This is a genomic window from Chryseobacterium piperi, assembly GCF_002285635.2.
Classification (GTDB): domain Bacteria; phylum Bacteroidota; class Bacteroidia; order Flavobacteriales; family Weeksellaceae; genus Chryseobacterium; species Chryseobacterium piperi.
Genome location: NZ_CP023049.2, coordinates 1,850,234 through 1,863,716, shown reverse-complemented (window position 1 = coordinate 1,863,716; position 13,483 = coordinate 1,850,234). Strand labels below are relative to the sequence as shown.

General features: G+C 35.4%; 13 protein-coding genes. 6 read left to right on the top strand and 7 right to left on the bottom strand.

Annotated elements, in window-relative coordinates:
- Positions 1-72: 72 nt before the first annotated feature.
- Both CJF12_RS08090 and CJF12_RS08085 read right to left on the bottom strand, forming a co-directional pair.
- On the bottom strand, positions 73-918 hold the full coding sequence (locus tag CJF12_RS08090) for an ABC transporter permease (RefSeq protein WP_034685511.1): 846 nt from the start codon (positions 916-918) through the stop codon (positions 73-75).
- Complete coding sequence (locus CJF12_RS08085; RefSeq protein ID WP_034685509.1) at positions 911-1,822, bottom strand: ABC transporter ATP-binding protein; 912 nt, start codon at positions 1,820-1,822, stop codon at positions 911-913. Before CJF12_RS08085 ends, CJF12_RS08090 begins: the two co-directional genes overlap by 8 nt.
- Positions 1,823-1,939: 117 nt before the next feature.
- On the opposite strand from CJF12_RS08085, the gene CJF12_RS08080 reads away from it, so the two are divergent.
- The 4 genes from CJF12_RS08080 (at position 1,940) to CJF12_RS08065 (ending at position 6,580) form a co-directional block, all read left to right on the top strand.
- Entirely contained in the window at positions 1,940-3,304 is a 1,365-nt protein-coding gene (locus CJF12_RS08080; protein ID WP_034685506.1) for an ATP-binding protein, read from the top strand.
- A gap of 69 nt (positions 3,305-3,373) precedes the next feature.
- Positions 3,374-4,486 carry an NAD(P)/FAD-dependent oxidoreductase gene (locus tag CJF12_RS08075; protein WP_034685503.1) on the top strand — a complete coding sequence of 371 codons (1,113 nt, stop codon included), beginning with the start codon at positions 3,374-3,376 and terminating at the stop codon, positions 4,484-4,486.
- Between the two features lie 195 nt (positions 4,487-4,681).
- Entirely contained in the window at positions 4,682-5,794 is a 1,113-nt protein-coding gene (gene prfB / locus CJF12_RS08070) for a peptide chain release factor 2 (RefSeq protein ID WP_034685501.1), read from the top strand.
- Between the two features lie 87 nt (positions 5,795-5,881).
- Positions 5,882-6,580 carry a DedA family protein gene (locus tag CJF12_RS08065; RefSeq protein WP_034685498.1) on the top strand — a complete coding sequence of 233 codons (699 nt, stop codon included), beginning with the start codon at positions 5,882-5,884 and terminating at the stop codon, positions 6,578-6,580.
- 43 nt (positions 6,581-6,623) lie between these two features.
- Here CJF12_RS08065 and CJF12_RS08060 read toward each other — a convergent pair whose 3' ends face one another.
- Positions 6,624-7,493 carry an alpha/beta hydrolase gene (locus CJF12_RS08060; protein WP_034685496.1) on the bottom strand — a complete coding sequence of 290 codons (870 nt, stop codon included), beginning with the start codon at positions 7,491-7,493 and terminating at the stop codon, positions 6,624-6,626.
- 162 nt (positions 7,494-7,655) lie between these two features.
- Complete coding sequence (locus tag CJF12_RS08055; protein ID WP_034685493.1) at positions 7,656-8,153, bottom strand: tetratricopeptide repeat protein; 498 nt, start codon at positions 8,151-8,153, stop codon at positions 7,656-7,658.
- Positions 8,154-8,279: 126 nt separating this feature from the next.
- Between CJF12_RS08055 and CJF12_RS08050 the strand changes: the two genes are divergently transcribed.
- Together CJF12_RS08050 and CJF12_RS08045 are read left to right on the top strand one after the other, a co-directional pair.
- Positions 8,280-9,161 (top strand): DUF808 domain-containing protein, encoded by an 882-nt coding sequence (locus tag CJF12_RS08050; protein WP_034685491.1) that lies wholly within the window; start codon positions 8,280-8,282, stop codon positions 9,159-9,161.
- Between the two features lie 73 nt (positions 9,162-9,234).
- Positions 9,235-10,143: an acyltransferase family protein gene (locus tag CJF12_RS08045; protein ID WP_084675657.1), complete on the top strand. Its 909-nt coding sequence runs from the start codon at positions 9,235-9,237 to the stop codon at positions 10,141-10,143.
- Between the two features lie 118 nt (positions 10,144-10,261).
- Here the strand turns inward: CJF12_RS08045 and dnaJ are convergent, their stop codons facing one another.
- From dnaJ to CJF12_RS08030, 3 genes are all read right to left on the bottom strand, one after another.
- Entirely contained in the window at positions 10,262-11,377 is a 1,116-nt protein-coding gene (gene dnaJ / locus CJF12_RS08040; protein WP_034685489.1) for a molecular chaperone DnaJ, read from the bottom strand.
- Between the two features lie 99 nt (positions 11,378-11,476).
- Entirely contained in the window at positions 11,477-12,013 is a 537-nt protein-coding gene (locus tag CJF12_RS08035; protein ID WP_034685487.1) for a nucleotide exchange factor GrpE, read from the bottom strand.
- A 76-nt stretch (positions 12,014-12,089) separates the two neighbouring features.
- Positions 12,090-13,424, bottom strand: a complete 1,335-nt coding sequence (locus tag CJF12_RS08030) for an Nramp family divalent metal transporter (protein WP_034685485.1) — start codon at positions 13,422-13,424, stop codon at positions 12,090-12,092.
- Positions 13,425-13,483 lie beyond the last annotated feature (59 nt).

The following is a 13,483-nucleotide window of genomic DNA, read 5'->3' as shown; positions in this document are numbered from 1 at the left end:
TAAAAAAAGTGGTCCAAAAAATGAACCACCTTCTAAATATTTAAATTTTTTTAATCTTTTAATAAAGAAAAACTACCAATCTCTCTTTTTTAAGATCCAATAAGATCCCAAAATAAAAAGGATGCTCCATACGATACAGGCAATTAAGCTTTCTGTAGGATAGGTAAATTCGTATTTCATTCCCATGGCTTTGGCCATATTTAATCTAAGCATTGGATTAGGAATAAGGCTTGACATGCTTTCGAGAGGTAAAAGATGGGTAATGAAAAAGTCGTCTTTCATGATTTTCATTCTTTCCAATTCCTGAGTGCCACGAACCTTCTGAAAGATTTCTACAGCAGTTAATATTCCCTCGCCAATCCAGTACACAAAGAATCCAAGGAAAACAAACATTGATTTTCTCAAAAGGATGGAAAGAAACATAAGGAAACAGAAAAAAGTAAAGAGTTTGACAAAGTAATTTCCAATGAAAAATATTTCCTTGAATACCATTGCCGAATCTGTAACTTTCGAATATTTCTGTCCGAGAAATAACGTAATGATAAATACAATGAGAGTAGAAACTACAGTGAACACGGTGATCGTTAATAGCTTGGAGCCGATAAATTCCTTCCTGCTTAATCCATCAATTGTATTTTGCTTAAACATTCTGTTACTGAATTCCTGAGATATTGAAAAAACAATGATCAACCCCAGAAAAATTTTAAGCAATGCCACGATCCATGTGGTGAAATTCCATATTTCCGGGAAATTATAGATGCCCTGTTCTTTTAAATTAATGGTAGCTCCGAAAACATCGAGATCTACTAATCCGATAAAAAGGAGTGCAATCAATATAGCAAAGTACAATATTGTAAAAATCCTGAAGGGCTTATAATTCAGGTTTTTGTAATATTCAATTTTTAATAATTTAAGCATGGGTATTCGTGTTTTTTACAAGTTCGAGGAATTGAGTTTCAAGCGATAATTTCTTCTTAGTCAGATGAGATAAGAAAATCCCTTTTTCTGCCAGCTTTTGATTCAGACCAGATGCTGAAATAGAGGCATCTTCCCTGATTTGTGCTTTGATCAGATCGTTTTCTAATGTTACCGAAGTAAACCATTGAAGCTCTTCAAGAGTGGCTAAAAGCAAAGTGTTATTGTCAGCTTTTAATTCAAAATACCCCTGGTTATTGGTGATTTCGTCAACTCTTCCGCTGTAAATAGCATTTCCTTCTTTTAAAACAATTACATGGCTGCAGATCTTTTCGATCTCATCCAGAAGGTGGCTAGCAATGATGATGGTAATGCCTTGTTTTGCAATGCTGGATATAATTTCTCTGATCTGAATGATTCCTTCAGGATCAAGTCCATTGGTTGGCTCATCAAGAATCATTACTTCCGGGTTATTTAACATGGCTGAAGCAATAGCTAAACGCTGTTTCATTCCCAGGGAAAAGGTTTTAAAAGTATCTTTTTTTCTTTCGAAAAGTCCTACGGTTTTTAAGACTTCATCAATTCTTTCATAGGGAGCTTCTTTAATTTCAGCAACGATTTTTAAATTGGTCTCAGCACTCAAGTAAGGATAAAAATTAGGTTGTTCAATGATCGCTCCTATTTTTTTCAGAGTATCAGGATCAGTTCCTTTCTTTCCAAACCAATACCAATCACCACTGGTAGGATTGATAGTTGACAGAAGCATTCCGAATGTTGTGGATTTTCCGCTTCCATTGGGACCCAGAAGGCCGTAAACATTTCCTCTTTCTACGTCAAAGGAAATATTGTTGACCACCACTCGTTTGAATTTTTTAGTCAGATTCTTTACTGATAAAATTTTTTCCATGTAATTTGTTTTACATAGTAGTAGTCCGTGTAATTAACAAATTGTTACAAAGTTTAAGTTATTTTTAAATAAACTTTCCGGATTAAAATATTAAATTTGATTGTATAATTTGTGAATATGAAGTTAATTGAACTGGCAAAGGAATTAAATATATCGGCAGAAGCGATCAAACAATTTATACAGGATTTTGACCTTGAGTTAGGCGTATGTATGAGTACTAATTTTGAGATCAAAGAAGACTTTGAAAAATTTGCTCGTGAGAATGTTGATTTTCTGAGAAAATATGAAAAAGATCTTGATCAGAATAAAACACTGGAGCAAATTGCAGAAACCATTAATCAGCCCAAAGAAAAAGTAGAAAAAGCTATACAAGATACCACACCGAATATTTTTGATAACGGATTTTTCCGTTCCTCGATTTCCAGCTATGGTATTGATAACAAACTGGGAGGAAACTATCAGTTTGTATATGATTATTTTGGCTACAAGACGAGCCTTCAACAAAGAGATTTCATCGGGTACCGGGATTTGTTCTTTTATATTTCAAGTGTTTTAGAACCTTTCCTGAACAAGCAACAGATTAAAGATTGGGGAATTAATAAACCTGCAGGAATTATTTTATATGGTCCTCCGGGAAGTGGTAAAATTTTCTGGGCGAATAAAATTGCAGAAATTATCGGATATCATTTTAAAGAAGTCAAAAAGCATTATCTGGGAACTTCTTTTGTGAACGGGAACCAAACCAACTTTAATGATTTTTTATTAAGCATCATGAAAGAAGAGAAGGTGCTCCTTTTTATGGATGACTTTGATGATATTATGATGGAGAGAAGCCCTGAAAACAATGTTACTTCTTACAATCTTGAAACCCAGGAAATTATTCTTCATTATATCGGAAAATTTGAAAAAGAGGATGTGCTTATGGTAGGATCTGCCAATTCCATATCAGAAATTGATGAAGAAGTTTTGGCTCCCGGAAGATTTGATGTATTGATTCCTGTCTTTCCACCCAATGCTTCTGAACGTTCGGAAATTATCCTGTATGGAATGACTAAAGGTCTGGAAAAAGATTCCTTACTCTATAAAATTCTTAAAAATAATAAAGCAGATAAAGTTCCTTTCTGGCGTGACAGCGCTTCTAAAATGAAAACGTTTAGCAATACAATGCTGATGGATTTTACACAAAGTCTGAAAAAGAGGATTAAAAATCTTTATCAGAGAACCAGAAATGAAAACCTTATTATTGACCAAAATCTCTTAAACGGAGCTTTGAGAGATGCAGCAGGAAAACTCACAGAAGAATATTTAGGGCAAGTAGAGCGGTTTCTGAATGACGCTATCATTAATAATTTTGATGATTTTCAATACAGGATAAAAGCTTTACGAGCAGAACTTGAAACCTTCAAAATTGTTGAGGAACCGGCAAGAGCAATAGGATTTCAGCATAATGGTGAAAATGATGGAGGAGAGGATAAAGGTTAGCTGTTATGAATTAATGGCAGCGAATTAAAAGGTTACTTATCATTCATTACTCATTATTTATTGATCATCATGAACAGCATCTGGGAGCTTGAAACATTTTATAGAAGACGGGATATCATTATTATTGGTGCTGGTTTTACCGGGCTTTGGACAGCTATTTCTATTAAAGAAAGATATCCTGAAAAGTCGGTTTTAATCATTGAAAGGAATGCTATTCCTTTGGGAGCTTCAACAAGAAATGCAGGGTTTGCCTGTTTCGGTAGCCTGACAGAAGTGATTGCAGATTCTGAAAAAATGGGTTGGGATAAAACTGTAGAATTGGTTCGGATGAGGTTTGAAGGGCTGAAAAAAATTCAACATTATTTCAAAAATTCTGAAATTGATTTTGAGCTAGATGGTGGGTTTGAAATTCTGAATACGGATCAGCCTTTAAACATGCTGAATGAAGTAAATGAAAAAATCAAGCCTATTACTGGTATTGAGAAGACATACAATTTGCAGCAAGGTAAAATAAAGGAATTCGGATTGGGAAAATCCAATTTTCTAATTGGAAACTTGTGTGAAGGAAGTCTGCACCCCGGAAAGCTGGTACAAAAGCTTATAGAGCAATGTCACAGCTTACACGTTGAATTTCTTTTTGGAATTGAAGTGAAAGAGATTATTGAAAATACCAGGGAGGTTCAGGTTTTAGTATCAGATGAAGTTTCCATTCAGACAGATCAAATTATATTTTGTACGAATGCTTTCAGTTCCAGATTTCTGGAAGACGAAGAAATAATTCCGGCACGTGGCCAGGTTATTTTAACAGAACCAATCAAAAATTTGAAACTGAAAGGAACTTTCCATTATGATGAAGGGTTTTATTATTTCAGGAATCTTGGTGACAGGATTTTACTGGGTGGTGGAAGAAATCAGGATTTTAAAACGGAAGAGACAAATACTTTTGGAACCACTGCTTTTTTACAAAATCATTTAGAGAATTTCTTACAGGATATTATTCTTCCTGGTCAGGATTTCAAAGTGGCCAATCGATGGTCAGGAATTATGGCTATGGGAAACGAAAAAACACCTATCATAAAGCAATTCTCGGAAAGACAATTCTGTGCGGTAAGACTTTCCGGAATGGGGGTAGCTTTAGCTCCGAAGATTGGAGAGATAGTCGCTGATGAGTTGATTGGATAATTGTAGAATGTACTGATGTATTAACGTATTCATGTAAAATGTATTCATGATGTAGATTAATTGATAAATGATAAGGGTAGGTATTTAGTAGATCTGTAATTTTTCAACTTTCAACTTTCAACTATCAACTATCAACTATCAACTTATAACCACTAATCCCACTTTTATCCTTATTTTTGCAAAAAAGAAAATTTCGTGATTAACAACGACCATATAAAAGACGTTCAATCCAGAATTGAAGATTTACACAAATACCTTCAGATTGAGAAGAAGAGGGTAGAAATTGCCAATGATGACGAAAAGACTGCTGCACCTGAATTTTGGGAGAGTCCAAAAGAGGCAGAAGCATTTCTAAAGCAACTTCGATCCAAAAAAAGATGGGTAGAAGATTATGAAGAAATTACTACTCAGTTTGAAGATTTACAGGTTTTAGTAGAATTTGCAAAAGAGGATCCCGATTCTGAGAAAGAATTAGATCAGTCCTTTCCTCAATTGGTTGAAAAAATCGAAGATCTTGAATTCAAGAATATGCTTTCTAATGAGGGAGATGAGCTTTCTGCCGTGTTACAGATTACAGCAGGTGCGGGAGGTACCGAAAGCTGTGACTGGGCCTCTATGTTGATGAGAATGTATACGATGTGGGCGGAAAAACAAGGTTATAAAATTCGTGAACTAAACTTTCAGGAAGGGGAGGTTGCAGGAGTGAAAACAGTAACGCTGGAAATTGATGGAGAATATGCTTTTGGGTATCTTAAAGGAGAGAATGGAGTTCACAGATTGGTGCGTATTTCTCCCTTTGATAGTAACGCAAAACGTCATACAAGTTTTGTTTCCGTATATGTTTATCCATTAGTGGACGATACGATTGAAATCAACATCAATCCTGCAGATATTTCATTTGAAACCATGCGAAGTTCAGGGGCAGGTGGTCAGAACGTAAATAAAGTTGAAACGGCAGTCCGACTTCGCCACGCACCTACAGGTATTATTATTGAAAACTCAGAATCGCGTTCACAGCTTCAGAATAAAGAGAAAGCTATGCAGTTACTTCGTTCCAGGTTATATGAAATGGAACTTGAAGAGCGTATGAGAGCCCGAAATGAGATTGAAGCAAATAAAATGAAAATCGAGTGGGGAAGCCAAATCAGAAATTACGTGATGCATCCTTATAAATTGGTAAAAGATGTCCGCTCAGGACATGAAACGTCAGATGTGGATTCTGTGATGAACGGAAACCTTACTCCATTCCTGAAAGCATTTCTGATGGCCGATGGAACCGCTGTTTCTGATGACGATATGGAGCTCTAGAATAATATCCTTGTTTTTTAGTTAAAATCTTATAATTAATTTCCTTTTCAGACTTTTTAAACTTATTTTTGTTACTTATCAATATTTATGGAAGATTTCAATAGCTGGAAAGATTTATTAAACCCAGAATTTTATATAAAAATGGGCGGATTTTGGCTCATTCTATTCATTATTTTTGCTGAGACCGGGCTTTTTGTAGGGTTCTTTTTACCAGGTGATTCTTTATTATTTGTTTCAGGAATTTACGCTGTTGAAATTATCAAGGAAACTTTTGGTTCTACAGGGAGTGATCTGCTGGATACCACTATTCTGGCTACTTCTGTTGCCATTGCTGCTATTGTCGGAAATGAGGTAGGGTATTATTTTGGCGTAAAAGCAGGACCGGCTTTATATAAAAAGAAAGATACTTTTTTATTCAAGAAAAAATACCTTTATCAGGCGCATGATTTTTTTGAGAAACATGGAGCTTTGGCAATCATAATGGCAAGGTTTTTACCCGTAGTAAGAACGTTTACTCCTATTGTAGCGGGGATTGTAAAAATGGATAAAAAAGAGTTTTTAAGAGATAATATTATTGGAGCTGTTTTATGGTCATTTATACTGATTTTTGCAGGTCATTATCTTGATAAATTATTCCAGGAGCAATTTGGAATTAATTTAAAAGAAAAGCTTGAATTGATTATTATTGTTATTGTGTTGATTACAACTCTTCCGATTATTATCAAGTTTTTATTTGGAAAAAAAGTGGATCATTCGAAATATGAAAATCATGATTCAGAGGAATAATCCGGAATGAATTAAGAAATATAGATAACCTGCTTTGTGCAGGTTATTTTTTTATCCACTCGAGAATATTGGGATAAATAATCTGGTCCCTTTTTTTCTTACTGAAAAATCTGGGTGCATGCCCTGTGTTTTCCATAAAGACGAGCTTATGGATAATATTTTGTCGGGTTAATGCCGAATCCAGGGCCAGCCCTTGCTTTTTGTTGACAAGGAAATCCTGATTTCCTTGAAAAAGAAGGGTCGGAACATTCGCTATATTAGCAATCGGACTTGCTTTTTTAAATTCTTCAGACAATGCTGTACGATTAAATTTTGTTCCTACTACTTTTTGTATTGTAGGTGAAGTATATTTTGAATAGAATGAATCCAGATATTCTTTAGAATAGAAATCTGTAGGACCGCTTAATGAGATAATTTTTTTGATTTGATCAGGATGCTGATATCCGTATAATAGTGCTAAATGCCCACCGGCACTTTCGCCTAAGAGAATATAATTGTCCGGTCGCAGATCTGCTTTGCCTGCTAAAGAATTAAATTTATTGATGACAGAGCTGATATCTTCAAGCTGCTCGCGATAGGTGATTTGTTTTGAATTGGAGACCAGCCGGTAATTCATATTAATACTGGGAATATTATTCTTAAACAGCATTTTCTGAATCTGAATCATATGCTCTTTTCTCCCGTATTTCCATGCTCCTCCATGTACGATTAAAACAACGGGTGAATCTTCAGGGTATTCTGATGGGAGGAAAACATCCATTTTCTGTCTCGGATGTTCTCCGTATTTTAAATTGTAAATTTTTTGCTGGCGGTTGTTTCCTACCCAGACCCTGAATCGGGAGTTGCATGAATTCAACAAAAAGCCAATACATCCTAAAACAAAAAAATGATATCTCAGAACTAGCTTTTTCATCTATCAAATGTAATGAAAATAAAAGAATTTATGAATAATTTCAAGATGATGATCATCATCTTTTCTCTGCTAATTCTTTGATTTATAGCATTGAATCCTATCTGGAGGTTATTCTTAAAGTAAGACATAAACTATGTTTAAGATTATGATTTACAGCTAAGCTCATTTTTTGGTAAGGGTTAATGCACTTGCATAGTTATGTAATGAGTTATTATATCTTGGAAGGTACTGTGATAAAGCTTTTAACGCTAAAGATAGAGCTTCACTACACTCGCCGGCAGAAAAAAGAGATAATGCCAGAAAAGAATCTACAGCATCATTAAGCTCATCGGAATAATTGGCTTTTTCTTCTTTTAAAATACTGATGCTTTCATCTATTTTTCCATTATTTCTTAAGGTACTAGCCAGTTGGATGCGTGCTCTTCTTCTGCGTAAACCGGATAATCCTTGATTCAATGAAGATCTGTATAAAGGCTCAGCTTCTTTTTCATGACCAGTTGAATCGAATGCACAGGCCATTTCGAAGTCTGCAATGGCTTTTGAGCCTGAGAACTTATATGCATGTATACTAATTTGTTCAATAAAATCTGCATTGTCGATTTTTCCCAGCTTTTGCCAGATCAGCTGCAGCTCATATTCCCAGTTTTCTATTTCATTCATAAGGGTAAAGTTAAAAATTTCATTGAATACATTTAAACGCTGTTTTTTTTCTTTATTAAATTGATTTTAAAAGAAAATGAGAAATAGAATTAAATAGTTATTTTTGTGAATAAATAATACGTGATTATGGCATCTGGTTTTTTTGCAATTTTAGATGATCTTGCTGCTCTGATGGATGATGTGGCTGTAACGAGTAAAATAGCTACTCAAAAGACTGCTGGGATTTTAGGAGATGATTTAGCGGTCAATGCAGAAAAGGCTACAGGATTTATCTCTTCGCGAGAAATACCTGTTTTATGGGCCATTACCAAAGGTTCTTTTATTAATAAGCTTATCATTCTGCCTATTGCATTTTTACTTCACTGGCTGTATAAGCCTGCGATTGAAATTATTTTAGTTTTAGGAGGTTTTTACCTGGCGTTTGAAGGAGTCGAAAAAATTATTGAATTTTTGTTTCACCGTTCAAAGAAAGGGCATGAAGTCGTTGAGGAAAGCCAAAAAGAAGAGAGTGCTGAAAATTCTGAAAAATCAAAAATAAAATCAGCAATTACCACAGATTTCATTTTGTCTATCGAAATTGTGATTATTGCTTTAGGAACTGTTCTTCAGGAGGATCATCCTTTATTAACACAAATTCTTACTGTTACTTTTGTTTCATTTATAGCAACAGTAGGAGTATATGGGATTGTAGCTCTTATTGTAAGAATGGATGATGCCGGTTTTAAACTGATCCGAAAAAGTAATGATAAAGGCATTTTTTCTAAGCTGGGACATTTGCTGGTAAAAGCACTACCCATCATTATAAAAATACTGGCGGTTGTAGGAACTATAGCCTTGATTTTAGTTTCCGGAGGGATCTTCTCCCATAATATTAGTTATCTACATGATGTATTGCCAGACTGGCCTTCATTTGTTAAAAACTTTACTTTTGGACTAATTGGTGGAATTTTCGCGGTTCTGCTTTTTACACTGGGGAAAAAGATTTATACGCTGGCAACACGTAAATAATATACTTCATCTTTTAGAATTAAAACACTGAACAGTAAATGTTGAGGATTGTATATTCGGTTTATTGAGTATTATGAGAAATTTATCAATTGATATATTAAAAATCATCCTCGCATTTTTTGTCGTTTTTTTACATATGCACGTCTTTCGGGACTCTCATCGTGTATTAAGTTTTGTACTTGTGAACGGAGTTTTCAGAATGGCAGTGCCTGCTTTTTTAATTATCACAGGCTATTATTTTTATTATGTTGATACTACAGATAAATTAAAGAAATGGCTCATAAGGACATTCTTGCTTTATTTGATCTGGTCTTTAGTGTATATTCCATTTTGGAAAGAAGAGGATACTCTGATGAATATTCTGTTTGGTTATCACCATTTATGGTATTTGATAGGAACTTTCTTTTCGGGGATTATTCTATTTCTTATCCGAAAAAGATCTGTTCGGGTGCTTTCAATTCTTGTGATTTTATTTTTCAGTCTTGGATACGGGCTGCAGACTTTAGGGAACCTCCATTATTTTAAAGATCAGACCGATTTAATCATTAATCTCTTTCCATCTTACAGAAACTTTCTATTCGTATGCTTTCCTTTTTTGACCATAGGATATCTGATTAACAGATTGAATCTGGATATGAAATACAGACCTTCGCTCATGGTTATAATGGCTGTAACAGGTCTGGTTATCCTGGAATCATTTTTTAACTATACGATCATCAACCCTGATGAAAGTATTGATTTATTATTCTCATTAATCTTTGCCTGTCCTTTGCTGTTTATATATTGCAAGAATCTTTCTATTATGATAGATTCTAAAATTCTGGCCAGTTTATCAACAGCCATTTATCTTGTGCATCCACTGTTAATGAAATGGGTGCTGGGAAAATACTTTCCATTTGAAACAATTATTTTCTTCATTCTTCTGCTGGTATCCAGTTTTATTTTGGTTTTTGCCAACCGGAAGCTTAAGTATTTACTGTAATAATGTATATCAAAGCTAATCCTCTTATTAGGATTGGTATTGCCATTCGCTATTGGAAGGGAGGGGTGTCTATAAAGTATAAAAAAAAGAGGCCTTGTAGGCCTCTTTTGTATCTATTTTAGTTGAATAAATCTTTTACTTTATCGAAGAATGTCTTTTCTTTTCCGGATGGTTCTGCAACCATTTCTCCGCTTGACATCTGATTTTCAAAGAAGTCTTTCTGATCTTTTGTAAGCTTTTGTGGAGTCCATACATTGATATGGATAAACATATCTCCTTTTCCATAGCTGTCAATGCTTGGAAGACCTTTTCCTGCTAACCTCAAGATTTTTCCGGATTGTGTTCCTGCATCCACTGTGATTTTTACTTTTCCACCTACTGTGGCGATCTCTTTTTTAGTTCCAAGAGCAGCTTCTGCAAATGAAATATATAATTCCTGATGAAGGTTATCACCCTCTCTCTTGATTGTCTTATCGATTTCTTCCTCTACAATAACCAATAAATCCCCTGGAATACCTCCAAAAGGAGCATCGTTACCTTTTCCTCTTACATTCAGCTGAATTCCGTCTCTTGCTCCTGCAGGAATGTTGATGGTAATTTCTTCTTCATCTTTAATGAGACCTTGTGCATTCGCTCCCGCAGGAATTTTATCGGCAACTTTTCCGATACCCTGACAAGTTCCACAAGTGGTTTGCGTTTGCATTTGTCCGAACATGGTGTTCATTACTTTCATCTGAACTCCGGAACCATTACAGGTAGGACATGTTTTCGAAGTGGCTCCTTCAGCCATCTTCATTTTTTTTACTTTAAGAGTCTTTTGGGTTCCGTTGACCATTTCTTCAAGGTTCAGCTTGATTCTTATTCTTAAATTAGAACCTTTTACCTGCTGGCGCCCACCGCCGCCAAAACCACCGCCACCAAAGTGGCCACCAAAAATATCTCCGAACTGGCTGAATATGTCTTCCATATTCATTCCGCCTCCGAAGCCACCTCCGAATCCGCCATTACCTCCAACACCGGCATGTCCATACTGGTCATACCTTGCTCGTTTTTGGTCATCGCTTAATACTTCGTAGGCTTCTGCAGCTTCTTTAAATTTGTCTTCGGCTTCTTTATCTCCCGGATTTTTATCTGGGTGATATTTAATAGCCATTTTACGGTATGACTTTTTTATTTCTTCGGTTGATGCAGATTTGCTTATTTCAAGAACCTCGTAATAATCTCTTTTTGACATGACAATTTTATAATTGATTATTGATAAATGATAATAAAAACTCAGAGTGGCTCAATGAAATAAAATCATCTCTCACTCATCATTTATCACTTATTAATATTAGTTTCCTGTTACCACTTTTGCAAAACGGATAACCTTATCATTTAAAGTATATCCGGTTTCGATAACATCTACAATTTTACCTTTTAGCTCATCTGAAGGTGCAGGAATCTGGGTAATGGCTTCGTGAAGGTCTACATTAAAGCTATCTCCGGCTTTTACTTCCATTGGCTTTAATCCTTTTTCAGTAAGTCTGTTTTTGAATTTCTGATAAATAAGCTCAACACCCTGTAGGTCTGATGGATTTCCATTTTTAGCAATTTCTTTCAAGGCTCTTTCGAAATCGTCTAAGACTCCAAGCATAGAAACCATCATATCTTGATTGGCAAATTGAAAGAACTCCATTTTTTCTTTGCTAGTTCTTTTTTTATAATTTTCGAACTCAGCATAAAGACGAATATAACGGTCTTTTTCTTCTGCCAAAAGTTCTTCCGCAGTTGGAGTATTTGTCACATTTTCTTCAGAAACTGATTCATTCTGAAAGTTGTCTTCTTGTTGCTTATTGATGTTTTCTTCGTTGATATCCTGATTTTCCATATTCAATAACTTATTTTAAAGGGTATTTGTCAAAGATTCTGCCAAATACAAAATATGGACATTAAGGCAGAAAAATTTATGCTTCGGAAAACGTCTGATATAACAAATAAAGATTCAGAATAATAATGATGATGGAAATAGCCCAAACACAGATTTTCATAAGAGGTTTGTTAACGAATTCACCCATTTTAGCTTTATCATTGGTAAACATGACCAGAGGAACTACGGCAAAACTCAGCTGCATGGATAGGATGACCTGGCTTAGGACCAACAACTCTGTAGTTCCTTTTTCTCCATATATAATAGCTACAATCAAGGCTGGAATCAGAGCAATAAGCCTGGTGATTAGTCTTCGTAACCAAGGTTTTAATCTTATGTTTAAAAAGCCTTCCATTACAATCTGACCTGCTAGAGTTCCGGTCAATGTAGAATTCTGACCTGATGCCAATAATGCAATGGCAAAAGCAATACTAGCCATGGAAGCACCTAAAATAGGAGTTAACATCTTGTATGCATCATGAATGTCTGCAACTTCTTTATTACCTGTAACATGAAATGTAGCAGCAGCTAAAATAAGGATAGCCCCATTGATGAAAAAAGCGAGCATTAGAGAAACCGTACTGTCTAAAGTAGCAAATTTTATGGCTTCTTTTTTACCTTCTGCATTCCGGCTATAATCTCTTGTCTGTACAATGCTGCTGTGCAGATAAAGATTATGAGGCATAACAGTGGCTCCCAGGATTCCTATAGCAATATAAAGCATGGCCGGGTTTTGAATGATCTCCTTTTGAGGGACCAGTCCTCCTAAGATCTCATTAATAGCAGGTTTAGAGATCACAATTTCGTATACGAAACATGCGAGAATGATAAAGATAAGCCCTCCTACAATACTTTCTATCCATCTGAATCCTTTAGCCTGCAGGAGAAGTATAATCAGAACGTCTATTGTTGTAATGACAATTCCCCAGGTTATCGGAATATGGAAAAGCAAATTAAGAGCAATAGCGGAACCTATTACTTCTGCAAGGTCACAGGCAGCAATCGCTATTTCACAGAGTATCCACAGAATAAAGTTAGTCGTAGGGTGGAAGTGGTCTCTACATGCTTGAGCAAGATCCCTTTCCGTTGCGACCCCTAATTTTACAGATAAATGCTGTAAAACCATTGCAAAAATATTTGAGATAAGGATTACTGAAAGCAGGGTGTAGCCAAACTGGGCACCTCCAGCGATATCTGTAGCCCAATTTCCCGGATCCATATATCCGACAGCAATCATGAGACCCGGTCCTGCAAATGCAAGGTATTTTCTCCAAAAAGAACCGTTTTTCGGAACTTTTACGGATGAGTATACTTCCGGTAATGAGTGTAGTAATTTATCTTTTCGCCAAGGGCGCTTTGTATTGGGATTCATAAATGTTAGAAATGACTAACAAATTTAATTAAATAAATGTAAATAAAAAAGTTATCCAA